14 protein-coding genes and 1 riboswitch are annotated in these 17,638 nt (G+C 45.9%); of the genes, 9 read left to right on the top strand and 5 right to left on the bottom strand.

Going from position 1 to position 17,638, the window contains the following annotated elements:
- Positions 1-38 precede the first annotated feature (38 nt).
- Entirely contained in the window at positions 39-1,058 is a 1,020-nt protein-coding gene (galE, locus tag MKY10_RS20820) for a UDP-glucose 4-epimerase GalE (RefSeq protein WP_003227253.1), read from the top strand.
- 71 nt (positions 1,059-1,129) lie between these two features.
- Here galE and MKY10_RS20815 read toward each other — a convergent pair whose 3' ends face one another.
- Entirely contained in the window at positions 1,130-1,672 is a 543-nt protein-coding gene (locus MKY10_RS20815) for a DUF4352 domain-containing protein (protein WP_003227255.1), read from the bottom strand.
- A gap of 388 nt (positions 1,673-2,060) precedes the next feature.
- Positions 2,061-2,163, top strand: a riboswitch (guanidine-I (ykkC/yxkD leader).
- Between the two features lie 76 nt (positions 2,164-2,239).
- On the opposite strand from MKY10_RS20815, the gene MKY10_RS20810 reads away from it, so the two are divergent.
- Positions 2,240-3,076: a YitT family protein gene (locus tag MKY10_RS20810; RefSeq protein WP_003242615.1), complete on the top strand. Its 837-nt coding sequence runs from the start codon at positions 2,240-2,242 to the stop codon at positions 3,074-3,076.
- Between the two features lie 41 nt (positions 3,077-3,117).
- Here MKY10_RS20810 and MKY10_RS20805 read toward each other — a convergent pair whose 3' ends face one another.
- Complete coding sequence (locus MKY10_RS20805; RefSeq protein ID WP_003227259.1) at positions 3,118-4,575, bottom strand: aldehyde dehydrogenase family protein; 1,458 nt, start codon at positions 4,573-4,575, stop codon at positions 3,118-3,120.
- 183 nt (positions 4,576-4,758) lie between these two features.
- Here MKY10_RS20805 and MKY10_RS20800 point away from each other — a divergent pair, with 183 nt between their 5' ends.
- From MKY10_RS20800 to MKY10_RS20790, 3 genes are all read left to right on the top strand, one after another.
- Positions 4,759-5,652 carry a PucR family transcriptional regulator gene (locus MKY10_RS20800; RefSeq protein WP_003227261.1) on the top strand — a complete coding sequence of 298 codons (894 nt, stop codon included), beginning with the start codon at positions 4,759-4,761 and terminating at the stop codon, positions 5,650-5,652.
- A 120-nt stretch (positions 5,653-5,772) separates the two neighbouring features.
- The gene (gene msmX, locus MKY10_RS20795) at positions 5,773-6,870 is read left to right on the top strand and encodes a maltodextrin ABC transporter ATP-binding protein MsmX (protein WP_003227263.1); all 1,098 of its coding nucleotides are present in this window, start codon (positions 5,773-5,775) and stop codon (positions 6,868-6,870) included.
- Positions 6,871-6,976: 106 nt separating this feature from the next.
- Positions 6,977-7,816 (top strand): polysaccharide deacetylase family protein, encoded by an 840-nt coding sequence (locus MKY10_RS20790; protein ID WP_003227265.1) that lies wholly within the window; start codon positions 6,977-6,979, stop codon positions 7,814-7,816.
- A 13-nt stretch (positions 7,817-7,829) separates the two neighbouring features.
- On the opposite strand, the gene MKY10_RS20785 is transcribed toward MKY10_RS20790, so the two are convergent.
- From MKY10_RS20785 to cimH, 3 genes are all read right to left on the bottom strand, one after another.
- On the bottom strand, positions 7,830-8,027 hold the full coding sequence (locus tag MKY10_RS20785; protein WP_029318634.1) for a hypothetical protein: 198 nt from the start codon (positions 8,025-8,027) through the stop codon (positions 7,830-7,832).
- Positions 8,028-8,084: 57 nt separating this feature from the next.
- Positions 8,085-9,773: a M56 family metallopeptidase gene (locus tag MKY10_RS20780; RefSeq protein ID WP_080348072.1), complete on the bottom strand. Its 1,689-nt coding sequence runs from the start codon at positions 9,771-9,773 to the stop codon at positions 8,085-8,087.
- A 123-nt stretch (positions 9,774-9,896) separates the two neighbouring features.
- Entirely contained in the window at positions 9,897-11,249 is a 1,353-nt protein-coding gene (gene cimH / locus MKY10_RS20775; RefSeq protein WP_003227271.1) for a citrate/malate transporter CimH, read from the bottom strand.
- Between the two features lie 554 nt (positions 11,250-11,803).
- On the opposite strand from cimH, the gene cydA reads away from it, so the two are divergent.
- The 4 genes from cydA to cydC are packed head-to-tail and all read left to right on the top strand — an operon-like array spanning position 11,804 to position 17,637.
- A complete protein-coding gene (gene cydA, locus MKY10_RS20770; protein WP_014481318.1) occupies positions 11,804-13,210 on the top strand; it encodes a cytochrome ubiquinol oxidase subunit I in 1,407 nt (468 codons plus the stop codon).
- Positions 13,194-14,210 carry a cytochrome d ubiquinol oxidase subunit II gene (gene cydB / locus MKY10_RS20765; RefSeq protein ID WP_003244559.1) on the top strand — a complete coding sequence of 339 codons (1,017 nt, stop codon included), beginning with the start codon at positions 13,194-13,196 and terminating at the stop codon, positions 14,208-14,210. The genes cydA and cydB overlap by 17 nt, the downstream gene beginning before the upstream one ends.
- Positions 14,210-15,913: a thiol reductant ABC exporter subunit CydD gene (gene cydD, locus MKY10_RS20760; RefSeq protein ID WP_017697239.1), complete on the top strand. Its 1,704-nt coding sequence runs from the start codon at positions 14,210-14,212 to the stop codon at positions 15,911-15,913. The genes cydB and cydD overlap by 1 nt, the downstream gene beginning before the upstream one ends.
- On the top strand, positions 15,910-17,637 hold the full coding sequence (cydC, locus tag MKY10_RS20755) for a thiol reductant ABC exporter subunit CydC (protein WP_041054180.1): 1,728 nt from the start codon (positions 15,910-15,912) through the stop codon (positions 17,635-17,637). The genes cydD and cydC overlap by 4 nt, the downstream gene beginning before the upstream one ends.
- Position 17,638 lies beyond the last annotated feature (1 nt).

Below are 17,638 nucleotides of genomic sequence, written 5' to 3'. Positions count from 1 at the left end.
TATAATGAAAACAGGTCATTTTTTAGGAGGGTTACATCATGGCAATACTTGTTACTGGCGGTGCCGGGTACATTGGCAGCCACACATGTGTTGAATTATTGAACAGCGGCTACGAGATTGTTGTTCTTGATAATCTGTCCAACAGTTCGGCTGAGGCGCTGAACCGTGTCAAGGAGATTACGGGAAAAGATTTAACGTTCTACGAAGCAGATTTATTGGACCGGGAAGCGGTAGATGCGGTTTTTGCTGAAAATGAAATCGAAGCTGTGATTCATTTTGCTGGGTTAAAAGCAGTCGGTGAATCTGTGGCGATTCCGCTCAAATATTATCATAACAATCTGACAGGAACGTTTATTTTATGCGAGGCCATGGAGAAATTCGGCGTCAAGAAAATCGTATTCAGTTCATCTGCGACAGTGTACGGCGTTCCGGAAACATCGCCGATTACGGAGGACTTTCCATTAGGCGCGACAAATCCTTATGGGCAGACGAAGCTCATGCTTGAACAAATATTGCGTGATTTGCATACAGCCGACAATGAGTGGAGCGTTGCGCTGCTTCGTTACTTTAACCCGTTCGGCGCGCATCCAAGCGGACGGATCGGTGAAGACCCGAACGGAATCCCTAATAACCTTATGCCGTATGTGGCACAGGTAGCAGTCGGGAAGCTCGAGCAATTAAACGTATTCGGAAATGACTATCCGACAAAAGACGGGACAGGCGTACGCGATTATATTCACGTCGTTGATCTCGCAGAAGGCCACGTTAAGGCGTTGGAAAAAGTATTGAACTCTACAGGAGCCGATGCATACAACCTTGGAACAGGCACAGGCTACAGCGTGCTTGAAATGGTCAAAGCCTTTGAAAAAGTGTCAGGGAAAGAGGTTCCGTACCGTTTTGCGGACCGCCGTCCGGGAGACATCGCCACATGCTTTGCAGATCCTGCGAAAGCCAAGCGGGAACTGGGCTGGGAAGCGAAACGCGGCCTTGAGGAAATGTGCGCTGATTCCTGGAGATGGCAGTCTTCTAATGTGAATGGGTATAAGAGTGCGGAATAAGAATGGAGGCCTTCTCAATAGAGAAGGCCTTTAAAGAACAAGGGTGCCTGAACAGGCACCCTTGTTAGCTGTTATTTGATTTTCACAATAACATCATTACTGAATTTTAGTTTCCAAGTGCCTTTTGCATAAGCTTCCTTGTCAACTTCAAATGCTTTTACACCTGTTACTTTAATATTAGGATTTAGATCACTCAAAATTTTAGAGTTATCAACTTTTGTCTCAGTTGCATAGTTTACAGAAGCATCAATATCAGAATCATAAGAAGTACCATCAGCATCAACTAATTTAACAGTTGGAATTGAAAAAGAACTTATTGGCTTTTTAGATACGTTTTTAATTGTATATTGAACAGCTACAATTGTACCACCATCAGATGCTTTCTTTTCAACATATTGAGTACCGACAGTATCTCTGTCCTCTACCTTCGTAACTGTCACTTCAGTTTTTTCAGTTTTTACAGTATCACCGATATTGTATGTTTTTTCAGTTTCTGCTTTGCTTCCGCTTGATGTTTTGGAAGTGGCTTCTGAACCGCCTCCGCCGCCAATCATATTACCGATAATAATGATGACAACAACTGCGAGAATAAACGTAATGATTTTATGTCGCATAAAAAAGTTACGTTGATCCTTACCGCAGTTAGGACATTTTTTTACACCCTTTGCAATTTCTTGACCGCAAGCTTTACAGGGTACTAGTTTTCCTGCCATTATATTTCCTCCTATGTAATAAAATGTACGAAACATATGTACTATAATGCCTATATTATTTCACTTAGTCAATATAAAATTATGAATTTCTCATAATTATTATCATTTATAGTTAAATTTACTTGTAAAATATATGCTTTTTTTCTTATCGGTTATATCTGTTCTTTTTTAATAGATAAATCGTTTTTTCTTCCAGCTTATCTGATGAAAACTCCGCAAATACCCCTTGAACCAATTCGAACCGTCCCTTATAATGCTAATATTGGAAAGTGAAAAGGATATGATAAAAACAGTGGTTTTCTAGGGTTCCGCAATGCAAATTGGACTGTGACCGAGAGAAAACACATAGCAGCTTGGCTGTTATGACACGGTGGGATAAAAGCCCAGGAGTTTCTGCTCTTTTTCGAGAGCGTTCTCCTGGGTTTTTTTATTTGCTAGAACAGAACAATGAGAAGGAGTGTTTTCGTGATGAAAAAGAGAATGCTGGATGTACTTATGCTTGTGATTGGCGCTTTTTTCTTCGCGCTTGCGGTTAATTTATTTGCGATTCCCAATGATCTTGGGGAAGGCGGAGTCACTGGGATTACGCTGATATTGTATTATCTGTTTCAATGGTCTCCTGGTGTCACGAACTTTATCTTAAATGCGTTTTTGCTTTTAATCGGCTACAAGTTTCTGGATGGAAAAACAACGGTTTATACGATCATTGCGGTTGCGGCAAATTCGCTTTTTCTTCATCTGACACATGGGTGGAGCATTCCGTCTGATGAATTGATCATTAATACGATTTTCGCAGGTGTATTTGCGGGAGTCGGGATCGGCATGATTATCCGGGTCGGCGGGACGACGGCTGGTTCCGCGATTCTGGCCAGAATTGCTAATAAATATTTAGACTGGAATATCAGCTATGCACTCTTGTTTTTTGATTTAATCGTAGTATTTAGCTCTTATTTTATTATTGGTGCAGAAAAAATGATGTTTACGATCGTGATGCTGTATATCGGTACCAAAGTGATGGACTTCATTATTGAAGGTTTGAATACGAAAAAAGCCATTACGGTCATTTCAGAAAATAAGAGTGAGATTGCAGAGCAGGTAAATACCTTGATGGATCGGGGCGTGACGATTTTATCAGGGAAGGGAAATTATACGGGCCAATCAAAAGAGATTTTGTATATCGTCATTAACAAACAGGAGCTGTCTATGCTGAAAAAAATCATTAGAAGCTGCGACAAAAAAGCGTTTGTGATCGTTCATGACGTACGCGATGTGTTTGGCGAAGGGTTTGTGGATATATCTAAATAAAGAAAAATCCCTCTGTACTTGAAGCAGAGGGATTTTTTCATTTAGAACGGATATTTGCGGTATTGCTTCTGTATCGAAATCCATTTCGTCACGGTAAATTCCTCTACTACCCATGGGTTGCCAAAGCGGCCGACACCGCTTGCTTTGTTTCCGCCAAAGGCAATATTCGGCGAATCATTGACGGACTGGTCGTTGACATGGGTCATGCCGCTGTCAATTTGCAGGGCGAACTTTTCGCCTTTTTCTAAATCAGAAGTGAAAACCGCAGAGCTGAGGCCGTATTCGGTATCATTTGCCATGTCAATCGCTTCCTGGTCGCTGCCAGCTTTAATAATGGTCGCGATTGGGGCAAACAGCTCCGTTTGGGCAATTTTGCTGTTGTTGTCCGCACCGACAAAGACGTACGGCGTCAGCACGTTTCCGACGCGTTTTCCTTCAACCGCAAGCTCTATGCCGTCTGCCTTTGCCTGCTCAATGATCTCCAGTGCTTTCTCGATTTGGCGCTCGTTGATCAGCGGGCCGACAACGGTTTTTGGATCGGTTTGATCGCCGTACGGAAGCTGTTTGACACGGGAGGTGAACTTTTCTACAAACTCATCGTACACATCTTGATGAACGATGATCCTGTTGATAATCATACAGATTTGTCCCTGGTGAATAAATTTTCCGAAAATCGCGGCATCCACAGCACGATCGACATCCGCATCTGAAAGAACGGCAAATGGATTGTTGCCGCCGAGCTCAAGTGCCATTCGTTTGAAGGCACGCCCGGCGATTTCACCGATGTGGCGCCCGACTGCTGTTGATCCTGTAAAGCTGATTAATCTCGGGATTGGATTGGTGAGCATGCCGTCCCCGATTTCCTTTACATCCGTCAGCATGACGTTAAGGACACCGGCAGGAAGACCGGCGTGTTCAAACGCTTTCGCAATGATGGTCCCGCCGGAAATAGCAGTTTGGATATCAGGCTTGTGAACAACACTGTTACCCAGCGCAATTGCGGGCGCAATGGATCTCATGGATAGATTCATTGGGAAATTAAATGGAGAAATCGATGAAATGACACCTAGCGGAAGGCGGTAAATCTTATTGGTTTTCCCTTCAATGTCGGATGGCACCTCTTTGACGCCGCCTAATTCACCAGTATACGTCATGGCTTCATCTAAAATCGCAATCGTTTGTTCCAGCTCGATTGTTGATTTAATGATCGTTCCGCCAGTTTCGCGGGCGATCATCATAATGATGTCTTCACGGTTTTCCTGTAAATAGCCGCGCGCTTTTTGCAGGACGGCTTTTCGGTCTTCCGTCGTGCTCTTGGCCCACTCTTTTTGGGCTTTCTGTGCAATGCCAAACGCATCCTCCAGCTGTTTGCCCGTTGCCAAAGATGCTGTTGTGATCACAGACTGGTCATACGGATTCAAAATGTCCTCCGTACGTCCGCTTTCTCCCTCAGTCCATTTTCCATTGATAAAACTTTTGTTTAACGTTTCGAAACTCATAAGATGGCCCTCCTTTGGTCCTGCATATCCTCTTCTATTTCCGCTGAAGCCAATATGTAAACGAATGAGGTTTCCCTTTCAGTTTCTCGTCTATCTATACCGGATATACTCTTTTTTAGTGGAGAACATGTGTGTTTCGCCTTATACTGAATATACAGATCCTTACATAAGAGAGGAGACTCTATGAAATCGCTGCTGGCTATTTATCCCGGTTCGATTGTGTCTGAGGAGCTTTGCATAAGGGAAGGCTGTCTATGTTTTTTTGATGAGAGCAATCAGAGGTATATCTCCATTCCGAAAACAGAGATCAGTGAAAAAGAAGTATTGGTGCTGCAATCATTTTTGACGCCTGCGGATGAGGGCAATCAACTGTCTATGAAATCACCTGAGGAAAACAAGTGGTTTTCGTTCCTTTTTTCCAGAGGGGAATTGCCGGCGTACATAAAGAAACGGACGAGATTTGTTCACTTTCATTTATTCGGCAAAATAGAAAGGACGTCCTTTACAGAAGCGGTTCGCCATTTTTGGCCGGTGTCTTTTGTGATTGTGTGGATTCATGAGGACAGAGGCGTGATTGTCGAGCAGGAAAGTGAAGCGGCGGCGAAGAAGGGCGAACTGGAATCGCTCGCAAAAGTTCTTGAAAGTGATTTCTACTTCAGTGTCCGTTTTTACGCCGGAAGATTTTACGAGCCGGATGAGTGTCTGCGAAAACATTACACTCGTGAACAGGCGTATTTCCTGTTTGCTGAAAAACGGCTGCCTCAGGTGCAGAGTGTGACCTTTGAGATGATCTTTCCTTTTCTATTATTAGAAACAGAAAAAGAAAAACTGGAAACGCTGCTCTCTGAAGAAGCTGAGCTTTTATTTGGAAGTGAAGCTGAGCTAAGGAAGACCATTAAGCTGTTTATTGAAAACAACTCAAACGTCACATTAACAGCGAAAAAGCTGCATCTGCATCGCAACAGCCTGCAATATCGGATTGATAAATTTATTGAGCGGTCAGGGATAGATATCAAATCGTACAAAGGCGCGCTTCTTGCCTATTTTATCTGCCTGCAAAATGAAAGTTCAGAATAAATTGGAAATATGCACGAAAAATGGCTGGATGATTTTATGAACGCTGCCCATTTTAGCGAGAGGGAATTGCTGTTACACTCAATATAAGAAAGCGTTTACAATAACAAAGGGGGATGTTAGATGGCTGAATTGCGGATGGAGCACATTTATAAATTTTATGATCAGAAGGAACCGGCGGTTGATGACTTTAACCTTCATATTGCCGATAAGGAATTTATCGTATTCGTCGGCCCGTCCGGCTGCGGGAAATCAACGACGCTGCGAATGGTCGCAGGACTTGAAGAAATTTCGAAAGGCGATTTTTATATTGAAGGAAAACGGGTCAATGATGTAGCGCCAAAGGACAGGGATATCGCGATGGTATTTCAGAACTACGCGCTCTATCCGCATATGACGGTCTACGATAATATCGCGTTCGGGCTCAAGCTTCGGAAAATGCCGAAGCCTGAAATCAAAAAAAGAGTAGAGGAAGCTGCTAAAATTCTCGGGCTGGAGGAATATTTGCACCGTAAACCGAAAGCGCTGTCAGGCGGACAGAGACAGCGGGTTGCGCTGGGCCGGGCAATCGTGCGGGATGCAAAGGTGTTCCTGATGGATGAGCCTTTGTCAAACCTGGACGCGAAGCTGAGGGTGCAAATGCGGGCGGAAATCATTAAGCTCCACCAGAGATTGCAGACTACAACGATTTATGTGACGCATGACCAGACAGAAGCGCTGACAATGGCGACACGGATTGTAGTCATGAAAGATGGGAAAATTCAGCAGATCGGGACGCCGAAGGATGTATATGAATTCCCTGAAAACGTCTTTGTCGGCGGGTTTATCGGATCACCGGCGATGAATTTTTTCAAAGGAAAGCTCACGGATGGCTTAATCAAAATCGGTTCTGCGGCATTAACCGTCCCGGAAGGAAAAATGAAAGTGCTGCGTGAAAAAGGCTACATCGGCAAAGAGGTCATCTTCGGCATCCGTCCTGAGGATATACATGATGAATTGATTGTCGTGGAATCATATAAGAACTCTTCGATTAAGGCGAAAATCAATGTTGCAGAGCTGCTCGGTTCTGAAATTATGATTTATTCGCAGATAGACAACCAAGACTTTATTGCGCGGATCGACGCCCGCCTCGATATTCAATCGGGCGATGAGCTGACGGTTGCATTTGATATGAATAAAGGCCATTTCTTTGACAGTGAGACAGAAGTGAGAATTCAATAGGATCAAAAAAACCGGACATGGAGACATGTCCGGTTTTTTGCTATTGAAAATCTCAGAATCAAACCGATGAAAAAGGAGGAAGAAATAGACAGAAAGCAGGAGAACGATGAAACGATTGTTTTTAAGCATCTTTCTTTTGGGCAGCTGTTTGGCTCTTGCGGCTTGCGCTGATCAAGAGGCGAATGCAGAGCAGCCGATGCCAAAAGCGGAACAAAAGAAACCGGAAAAAAAGGCAGTACAAGTTCAGAAAAAAGAAGACGATACATCCGCATGGATCAAAACAGAGAAACCGGCAAAGCTGCCGATTTTGATGTACCACAGCATTTCTTCAGGAAACAGCCTCCGTGTGCCAAAGAAAGAATTCGAGGCGCATATGAAGTGGCTTCATGATAACGGCTATCAGACATTAACGCCGAAAGAGGCATATCTCATGCTGACGCAGGATAAAAAACCGAGTGAGAAGTGCGTGCTGATCACATTTGATGACGGGTACACCGACAATTATCAAGATGCGTATCCGGTGCTGAAAAAGTACGGGATGAAGGCAACGATTTTTATGATCGGCAAATCGATCGGACATAAGCATCATCTGACAGAGGAACAAATGAAGGAAATGGCACAGCACGGCATATCGATTGAAAGCCATACGATTGACCACCTTGAGCTGAACGGATTAACGCCTCAACAGCAGCAAAGTGAGATGGCGGATTCGAAAAAGCTGTTTGACCACATGTTTCATCAGCAAACCACCATCATCAGCTATCCGGTAGGGCGCTACAATGAGGAGACGCTGAAGGCCGCTGAAAAAACAGGCTATCAAATGGGCGTGACGACAGAACCGGGCGCGGCTTCGAGAGACCAGGGAATGTATGCCCTCCATCGTGTGCGCGTGTCCCCAGGCATGTCGGGCTCGGCTTTTGGTGCGTACATCGAATCAATGAAATAAAAAAAGGCGGCGTTTAATCGCCGCCCCCTCCGCCGCCACAGCCGGAATCGCTGAAACCTCCGTCACTGCCGAATCCATCATGGTGCGAGCTATGATCTGAATAACCGAAATACCCGCTGTCCGCCTGCTGGCGGATTTTATTATCCGATGGCTGCGGCTGAATGACTGAAAGAAAAACAATAATAGCTATTATCAATAAGATCACTATCACTTCTGGTCACTCCCTTTTTTCACCATATCTGTTATACGGATGAAACGCTGACCGGTTTCATTTCAAAGTGATCGATTCTTTCAGGCGGTCTCTGAGCCAGCGCTTTAGCACCCCATGTCCTTTGTTTGACAATAAAGTGCCGACACGCCAATACATAGGGGGATGAGGAGCGAACTGAAAATCAATCAATCTGAAAAACCAGCTTTTATCACGGGTGAGAGAGTCAATTTGAAGCTCGTCTTCACCGGCTTCAGAGCTGTAGGCACTTTGTTTCTGTATGTCCTCATCCTGCTGAACCGCCAAGATTTTCAAGGCTTCAGCCATTTGTTTGTAACCGCCCTCCAGCAAGGATGCGCCAAGGTTGTCAGCACGCACCTCCATCCATTGTGAACAAAAGGATTGATAGAGCTGGAATAGGATAATGATTGCCATAATGAAAGCCCAAAGCGCAATTTTGTGGGCCTCGGGATGGGTGATATGCTGCTCAAACAAGAGGAAAATCCCAACGACAGCTCCAAGATATAGAAAACGCAAAAGCTGTGATGACAGAACGTCACGTTTTTTGATATGAATTGCCTCATGGGCCAGAATGCCTTCGATGACACGCTGTGGAAGTGTTAGTGTGGCGCTTGTCAGGATGACCATTGACCTCCCGACATTCATGCCTACTGCCATTCCGTTGTAATCATCACTCTCCGTTTCGTATATGCGGACATGGGAAATGCCGGCCGATCGGAAAATCTTATCGGCCGCTGCCTGTACATGCGGATGATGACAAGGCTTGGCGTCCATTGCCGCCCGCAACACACGGTCTGACATATACATGTTGAATACCCAATATAGGATTACGGCAACAGCCATGACCCATGGAGAGGCGTGTAATGCGTATAACGCGAGCACCAATAAGGCGTAAGCGGATACCCCTTTTACGCTGGCGGCAAAATAAAGCTTCCCGAGCAGCCGCTTCACATTTTTTCTATGATAAAACGGCAAAACAGAAATCACATTGTCCACATTGTTTTCTGCATCTGTGTATTCCTGGAGAATTGTTTTCCATTTTTGCGGTTCCTTCACCGTCAGAAACAGTGTTTCGCCGGGAAGAGACAGTTTAATGACTTGCTGAAAGCTTGTTGTCAAATCTAAACGGGATGAATACATCGTCAGAAGCGGATGGAGCTTTAAGAGATCTGCCGTTGATTCAAGCTGAATGTCCTTCAAATCGGAAAGCGGGTATGTACGGGTTTCATAGCGAGAGCTGATATGCAATTTTTCTAAGGCAGCTGAATAAAAAACCTTTACGCTGAAAACATTCAGTATACGCTTCACCAGTGCCCCTCCGCCGGAGATCATGCCGAAAAGGATTACATATTTGAGGGGGCTTGGGTCAGGTCCATAGATGAAAAAAATGACAGCGCCCGCAAACACAATGGCGGTCAGCGTAATGTCTGACAGGAGACGTGTTTTGTTTCTGGCCAGCTCAATTTTCTGCCAGTCTCCCGAAGGTTTTTCCGCACGCTCTGAAACAATGAGATCCATTGCGGTCCAATAGCAGTAGAACATTGTCGCGATTGAGACAATGCCGTCCATGAATGAGAGATGAGAGAAGATGTAAACTGCAGCGCCGACCCATAGAACAATATCAATCCAGAAGTCTATGGCCGGAATGAGTTTTGCAGCCAGGGCTGATATCAAATAAAATCCAAGCCCGAGAAGCATAAAGAGAAATAGATGAGTTCCCATAGGCATGCCAGATTCCTTTCTATCTAGTATTTCCAACTATTACTATAGCATGGGATGGGAACTTGCAAAAATACGGACATGCAAAAAAGCAAGCTCTTTCGTTTTCCGAAGAACTTGCTCCGAGGTGTATCAATAAAATTGGTGCAGCAGCAATAAGGTTAAGGATACTGTAATCGCGCCCCCGATGCGGGTAGACACTTGGGCGAAAGGCATTAGCTCAAGCCTTTCAGCGGCGCTTAAAATGGCAACGTCACCCGTACCGCCTTGTCCAGAATGGCACGCATTGATAATGGCGGTTTCAATCGGATACATGTTCAGCCATTTTCCAGTGAAGAAGCCAACGGCCATCATGGTCACAACGACAGACAGAATCGTAATAATATTGCTGAGGTTAAAAGCGGCGACAAGCTTGTCCCACGGCGTCATGGATACCCCAATCGCAAAGAGAAGCGGGTAGGTCACAGCTGTTGAAAAAAAGCGGGACACTCCAAACGCGCCATTTTCAATTGAGGCAGGCACCAATCTGAACAGCTTGATTAGAACAGCCAGTAACAGCATGGCAACGGGTGCCGGAAAACCGAAAAAATCATGAGCGAGCATGCCGACTAAGTATAAAGAAACAGCAAGGATACCGCCTGACGCAAATAAAGAAAGGTTGAACATTTGTTGCCCGCTTTGTGATTCCTCCAGCGCAGGGGACTCTTCTTCGGAGCGGTCCACTTTGCCGTTGCCTGTCCATTCCGGTTTTTTCTTTCCGATTCGGTTCAGCAATCCCGCTAGAATAATCGCGCACAAGCTGCCCAGCATAATCGATGGCAGAACAAGTGCAAACGCTTCCCCTTGAGAAATGGGCATGATGTCAGAATATCCGATGGACAGCGGGATAGCGCCTTCTCCGACTCCTCCAGCCATAATCGGAATGACAATGTACAGCAGGGTATGCTGAAATCCGAGTCCGAGCAATGTCCCGACAGCCAGTCCGACAATAGCGGCTGTGACAGAACCGACAATAAGCGGAATAAAGATTTTCATGAATGCTTTTACGAGTGTTTCTCTTTTCATGCCGAGAATGCTTCCGACGACAATACCGGCGATAAACAAATATAGAAAGTTTGAGTTTTCTGTAAATTCTGTGGTGGATTTGACGATATCATTAGGCAGCAGGTGATAGTACACGACAGCGGACGGAATAAAAGTAGCTAGGATGGCCGGGCCGCCGATAGAACGAACAATCGGTATCGATTTGCCGATTTGGGCAAAGGTAAATCCGAAAAACGCCATGACGGCAATGGATGTCAAAATGTCACTTTTTACATCGTGATGCATAACAAAAACAGTGATTAATATAAACAGCAAGGCATACACAGGAAGCGGTATGATGCCTACTTTTATATTCATGGCTTTCGCAAACCAATTCTCTTTTCGAACCCCTTCGTGAATTGTATCCGTTTGCAATTGCATGTGTGTTTGAAGCTCTCCCATTGAAAAACCTCCCCTATTCTTGATGCAGTGAAATTGTTCACTATGTTAAGTATACTAAAAAATTGAAATTATTAATATATTAAAAATTTACTATTCAACTTTTCTCCACTTGCCGGTTCAAATGAAAAGAGGCATCCTGCCTAAAATCTGTTTATGACGGAGTGCGGAGAAACGAGTGCTGGTGCAGGGCAAGCATTTTGTTCGCAAGGAACGATGTGTTGATGTACGATAATAAAGGGTCATTTATCCTAGCAGCCGACATAAATAAGCAACAAAATAGACAAAAATCCGTCACATAGTGCGGGACTTTTTAGGTATTTTAGGCTTTATTTTTGAAATGAATCGTTGTAAAGTACTTAATATGAACCAGTCAGAGATTGTGTCATTTGGTCAGTCTGGCAATCTTGCCTCATATTGGACGACTTTTTGACACGTTTGTGAAATATTGAACAATATTTTTTTCGTCTATTTTGTGAATCACTGATCAAAGTCTCGGTTCTATTTGTGAAGTAGTGAGCAAATTAACAGTTTTAACCGGAAATGGAGGAGAAAGCATGAGTGAATTGGTATTAGCCCGCATACAATTTGCATCAACAACGTTGTTTCACTTCTTGTTTGTGCCGATGTCTATCGGGCTTGTGTTTATGGTTGCGTTGATGGAGACTCTTTATCTTGTAAAGAAAAATGAGCTGTATCTCAAAATGGCAAAGTTTTGGGGACACTTATTCTTAATAAATTTCGCAGTCGGTGTTGTAACGGGGATTTTGCAAGAATTCCAGTTTGGACTGAACTGGTCAGATTACTCCCGTTTTGTCGGAGATGTATTTGGCGCTCCGCTTGCGATTGAAGCATTATTGGCGTTTTTCATGGAATCTATTTTTATCGGATTATGGATTTTTGGCTGGGACCGCCTGCCGAAGAAAATTCACGCGCTCTGCATATGGCTCGTATCATTCGGAACGATCATGTCATCTTTCTGGATTTTAACAGCAAACTCCTTTATGCAGGAGCCGGTCGGCTTTACGATCAAAAACGGCCGCGCGGAAATGAATGATTTTGGCGCGTTGATTACAAACCCTCAGCTTTGGGTTGAATTCCCGCACGTTATTTTTGGTGCGCTTGCCACTGGAGCTTTCTTTATTGCCGGAGTGAGTGCTTTTAAACTGCTGAAGAAAAAAGAAGTGCCGTTCTTTAAGCAATCTTTTAAACTCGCAATGATCGTCGGCCTTTGTGCCGGTCTTGGCGTCGGCCTTAGCGGACACATGCAGGCTGAGCACTTGATGGAATCACAGCCGATGAAAATGGCTGCCAGTGAAGGTCTATGGGAAGACAGCGGTGACCCTGCTGCTTGGACCGCTTTTGCGACGATCGATACAAAAAATGAAAAAAGCTCAAATGAAATCAAAGTTCCTTATGCCTTGAGCTACTTGGCTTATCAGAAATTCAGCGGAAGTGTCAAAGGGATGAAAACCCTTCAGGCTGAGTACGAAAAAATATACGGAAAAGGCGACTACATTCCGCCAGTGAAAACGACATTCTGGAGCTTCCGCATCATGGTAGGAGCAGGTGTTGTCATGATTCTTGCTGCGTTAGGCGGCCTTTGGTTAAACCGCCGCAAAAAGCTTGAAAACAGCAAATGGTATTTGCGCATCATGATCGCGTTGATTTCCTTCCCGTTTCTTGCGAACTCCGCGGGCTGGATTATGACAGAAATCGGACGTCAGCCTTGGACGGTTATGGGGTTAATGACAACCGCTCAATCTGTGTCACCTAACGTAACAGCGGGCTCCTTGTTATTCTCAATCATCGCATTCGGTGTGATGTACATGATTCTTGGTGCACTGCTTGTCTTCTTGTTTATCCGTGAGATTAAAAAAGGTGCGGAGCATAGTGATCATCATGATGTTCCTGTATCAACAGATCCATTTAGTCAGGAGGTATACCATGGCATCTCTTCATGATCTTTGGTTTATACTCGTTGCTGTATTGTTTGTAGGATTCTTCTTTTTGGAGGGCTTTGATTTCGGGGTCGGCATGGCGACCCGTTTTCTTGGCCATAATGAATTAGAACGCAGAGTGCTGATCAACACGATCGGGCCGTTCTGGGACGCGAATGAAGTGTGGCTTTTGACTGGCGCAGGCGCCATTTTCGCGGCATTCCCAAACTGGTATGCAACGATGCTGAGCGGTTATTACATTCCGTTTGTCATAGTGCTGCTTGCGTTAATGGGCCGCGGGGTCGCGTTTGAGTTCCGCGGCAAGGTGGATCATTTAAAATGGGTAAAGGTTTGGGACTGGGTCGTTTTCTTCGGCAGTCTGATTCCTCCGTTTGTGCTTGGTGTGCTGTTCACGACATTATTCCGCGGGATGCCGATTGATGCCGACATGAACATTCACGCACATGTATCTGATTATATCAATGTATATTCTATACTTGGCGGTGTGACGGTAACACTTCTTTGCTTCCAGCATGGATTAATGTTTATCACGCTGCGTACGATTGGTGATTTGCAAAACCGCGCCCGGAAAATGGCGCAAAAGATAATGGGTGTTGTTTTTGTAGCGGTTCTTGCCTTCGCGGCCCTTTCTGCGTATCAGACAGACATGTTTACACGCCGCGGCGAGATTACCATTCCGCTCGCTGTTTTGATTGTCATCTGCTTTATGCTCGCGGCTGTATTTATTCGCAAGAAAAAAGACGGCTGGACATTTGGGATGACAGGCGCTGGTCTGGCGCTGACCGTGGGAATGATCTTTATTTCCCTATTCCCTCGCGTAATGGTCAGCTCGCTTCATAGCGCATACGATTTAACAGTAGCTAACGCTTCTTCCGGAGATTATTCGCTTAAAGTCATGTCAATTGCAGCATTAACGCTACTGCCGTTCGTCATCGGCAGCCAGATCTGGAGCTATTATGTCTTCCGGAAGCGCGTCAGCCATAAGGAGCCTATGACTTATTAATGGGAAAAGACCTGTTTCGATATAAAGGAATGAAGCGGATTCTCACCTTGATTACTTGTTTAACGCTGATTCAGACAGCCGCCATTATTATGCAGGCAGAGTGGCTGAGTGAGGCCGTAACCGGACTGTTCAACGGGAAGGGCATTACCTCCCTTTTTCCGATGATCAGCTTTTTCCTCATCGCTTTTATCGCCCGGCACGGGGTGACGGTGGCGCGACAGAAAATCGTCTATCAATACGCCGCCCGGACAGGAGCAGATTTGAGGAAAAGTTTTCTTGATCAGCTGTTCCGATTAGGCCCCCGCTTTGCAAAGAAAGAGGGGACGGGGCAAATGGTGACGCTGGCGATGGAAGGCATCAGCCAGTTCCGCCGCTACCTGGAGCTGTTTCTGCCGAAAATGGTCAGCATGGCGATTGTGCCTGCGGCAGTTGTCATTTATGTGTTTTTTCAGGATCGGACATCAGCCATCATTTTAGTCGCTGCTATGCCGATTCTGATCATCTTTATGATTCTCCTCGGCCTTGTCGCGCAGAGAAAAGCGGATCGTCAGTGGAAATCCTATCAGAGACTTTCCAATCATTTTGTTGATTCTCTTCGCGGGCTGGAGACATTGCGTTTCCTAGGTTTGAGCAAGTCACACAGCAAAAATATTTTCTATGTGAGTGAGCGGTATCGCAAGGCAACGATGAGCACACTCCGGGTGGCGTTTTTGTCATCATTCGCCCTCGATTTTTTCACGATGCTGTCGGTGGCGACAGTCGCAGTATTTCTGGGCCTGCGCCTCATTGACGGCGATATTTTGCTTGGCCCTGCTTTAACGGCGCTTATTCTGGCGCCTGAGTATTTTTTGCCGGTGCGGGAAGTGGGGAATGATTATCATGCAACGCTGAACGGCCAGGAAGCAGGAAAAACCATTCAAGAGATTTTGTCGCAGCCTGGTTTTAAAGAAGAGACGCCGCTTCAGCTCGAAGCTTGGTCCGATCAGGATGAGCTGAAGCTGTCAGGCGTGTCAGTCGGCCGTTCGGTGTCTGATATTCATCTCTCATTCAAAGGCAAGAAAAAAATCGGCATTATCGGTGCAAGCGGCGCCGGAAAATCAACATTAATTGATATTCTCGGCGGATTTTTAGAGCCGGATGGCGGGATGATTGAGGTTAATGGTACAAGCCGGTCCCATTTGCAGGACGGCAGCTGGCAGAAGAACCTTCTGTACATCCCCCAGCATCCGTACATTTTTGATGATACGCTTGGCAATAACATTCGCTTCTACCACCCAAGCGCTTCGGCAGAGGATACAGCCCGTGCTGCTGCGGCGGCGGGACTGGCGGAGCTGGTGGATAGCCTTCCTGAAGGATTAGAGGGGCGGATCGGGGAAGGCGGCCGGGCGCTCAGCGGCGGCCAGGCACAGCGTGTCGCGCTGGCCCGCGCCTTTTTGGGAAACCGTCCGATCCTGCTGCTGGATGAGCCGACTGCCCATCTTGATATCGAAACAGAATATGAAATAAAAGAAACGATGCTGGATTTATTTGAGGATAAGCTTGTCTTTCTCGCGACTCACCGCCTTCACTGGATGCTCGATATGGACGAAATTATCGTGCTGGACGGGGGCAGGGTTGCGGAAATCGGGACTCACAATGAACTGCTGGAGAAAAACGGTGTGTATACCAAACTCGTGAAGGCACAACTGGGGGAAAGAGCATGAAGAAAGAAGAATGGATTTTGCCGTATATCAAGCAAAATGCCCGCCTGTTCGTTCTGGTTATCTTTTTGGGTGCGGTGACGATTTTTTCTGCTGCTTTCCTCATGTTCACCTCAGGTTTTTTGATTTCTAAAGCGGCGACAAGGCCGGAAAACATTCTGCTCATTTATGTGCCGATTGTCGCTGTGCGCACCTTTGGGATTGCGCGCTCTGTGTCGCGATATGTGGAACGGCTCGTCGGCCATCACATCATTTTGAAAATCGTATCTGACATGCGCGTCCGCCTTTACAATATGCTTGAGCCGGGTGCTTTGATGCTGCGTTCCCGTTTTCGCACGGGGGATATGCTCGGCATTTTGTCTGAGGATATTGAGCATTTGCAGGATGCTTTCTTAAAAACGATTTTTCCTGCGATCTCAGCCTTGCTCCTGTATGCTGTGTCAGTGATAGCGCTCGGCTTCTTCTCTTGGCCGTTTGCCATATTGCTTGCGCTTTATTTGTTTGTTCTTGTTGTATTGTTTCCGGTTGTGTCTTTGCTCGTGACGAGAGCGAAGAATGCGAAGCTGAAAAGCGGACGGAATGTGCTGTACAGCCGTCTGACAGATGCTGTGATGGGTGTCAGCGACTGGATGTTCAGCGGACGCCGGCATGCTTTTATTGATGCTTATGAAAAAGAGGAACGTGATTGGTTTGAGCTTGAACGGAAAAAACAACGCTTTACAAGATGGCGGGACTTTGCTGCGCAATGCCTTGTCGCTGGCCTTATTTTGCTGATGCTGTTTTGGACAGCGGGACAGCAAGCGGACGGCGAGCTCGCTAAAACGATGATTGCCGCTTTTGTGCTAGTGGTGTTTCCGTTGACGGAAGCCTTTTTGCCGCTTTCGGATGCCTTAGGCGAAGTGCCGGGCTATCAGGATTCTATCAGACGCATGAACAATGTGGCTCCTCAGCCGGAGGCGTCACAAACTGAATCAGGGGATCAAATTCTCGATCTTCAAGATGTCACCTTGGCCTTTCGTGATGTGACGTTTTCTTATGACAACAGCAGCCAAGTGCTGCACAACTTTTCCTTTACGCTGCGCCAAGGAGAAAAAATGGCGCTGCTCGGCCGAAGCGGCTCTGGGAAATCAACATCGCTTGCATTAATCGAAGGCGCCTTGAAACCGGACTCCGGTTCTGTGACGTTAAACGGAATGGAGACAGCGCTGTTAAAGGATCAGATTGCGGATGCGGTGGCCGTGTTAAATCAAAAACCGCACCTGTTTGATACAAGCATTTTGAACAACATCAGGCTCGGAAACGGAGAAGCAAGCGACGAGGATGTGCGCCGCGCCGCAAAGCAGGTCAAGCTGCATGACTACATTGAGTCATTGCCTGATGGATATCATACCTCTGTACAAGAAACCGGCATCCGTTTTTCCGGTGGAGAGCGCCAGCGGATCGCACTTGCGAGGATTTTGCTGCAGGATACACCGATCATCATCCTCGATGAGCCAACAGTCGGCCTCGATCCTATTACCGAACGTGAATTGATGGAAACGGTGTTTGAGGTGCTGAAAGGAAAAACGATTTTATGGATTACACACCATCTCGCGGGAGTGGAAGCAGCCGATAAAATCGTATTTCTCGAAAACGGCAAAACAGAAATGGAAGGAACCCATGAGGAGCTGCTGGCGGCAAACGAACGATATCGCCGCCTGTATCACCTTGATGTTCCTGTAAAATAAA

The organism is Bacillus sp. FSL P4-0290 (assembly GCF_037975435.1).
In the GTDB taxonomy this organism is placed as follows: domain Bacteria; phylum Bacillota; class Bacilli; order Bacillales; family Bacillaceae; genus Bacillus; species Bacillus subtilis.
Note: the sequence above shows the minus strand (reverse complement) of the source record. Positions and strands in the feature narration are given on the sequence as shown.

Bases quoted from the DNA above. Each gene is read 5' to 3' on its own strand.
- galE (WP_003227253.1), top strand. From the start codon at position 39: ATGGCAATACTTGTTACTGGCGGTGCCGGGTACATTGGCAGCCACACA.
- MKY10_RS20815 (WP_003227255.1), bottom strand. From the start codon at position 1,672: ATGCGACATAAAATCATTACGTTTATTCTCGCAGTTGTTGTCATCATT.
- MKY10_RS20810 (WP_003242615.1), top strand. From the start codon at position 2,240: ATGAAAAAGAGAATGCTGGATGTACTTATGCTTGTGATTGGCGCTTTT.
- MKY10_RS20805 (WP_003227259.1), bottom strand. From the start codon at position 4,575: ATGAGTTTCGAAACGTTAAACAAAAGTTTTATCAATGGAAAATGGACT.
- MKY10_RS20800 (WP_003227261.1), top strand. From the start codon at position 4,759: ATGAAATCGCTGCTGGCTATTTATCCCGGTTCGATTGTGTCTGAGGAG.
- msmX (WP_003227263.1), top strand. From the start codon at position 5,773: ATGGCTGAATTGCGGATGGAGCACATTTATAAATTTTATGATCAGAAG.
- MKY10_RS20790 (WP_003227265.1), top strand. From the start codon at position 6,977: ATGAAACGATTGTTTTTAAGCATCTTTCTTTTGGGCAGCTGTTTGGCT.
- MKY10_RS20780 (WP_080348072.1), bottom strand. From the start codon at position 9,773: ATGCCTATGGGAACTCATCTATTTCTCTTTATGCTTCTCGGGCTTGGA.
- cimH (WP_003227271.1), bottom strand. From the start codon at position 11,249: ATGGGAGAGCTTCAAACACACATGCAATTGCAAACGGATACAATTCAC.
- cydA (WP_014481318.1), top strand. From the start codon at position 11,804: ATGAGTGAATTGGTATTAGCCCGCATACAATTTGCATCAACAACGTTG.
- cydB (WP_003244559.1), top strand. From the start codon at position 13,194: ATGGCATCTCTTCATGATCTTTGGTTTATACTCGTTGCTGTATTGTTT.
- cydD (WP_017697239.1), top strand. From the start codon at position 14,210: ATGGGAAAAGACCTGTTTCGATATAAAGGAATGAAGCGGATTCTCACC.
- cydC (WP_041054180.1), top strand. From the start codon at position 15,910: ATGAAGAAAGAAGAATGGATTTTGCCGTATATCAAGCAAAATGCCCGC.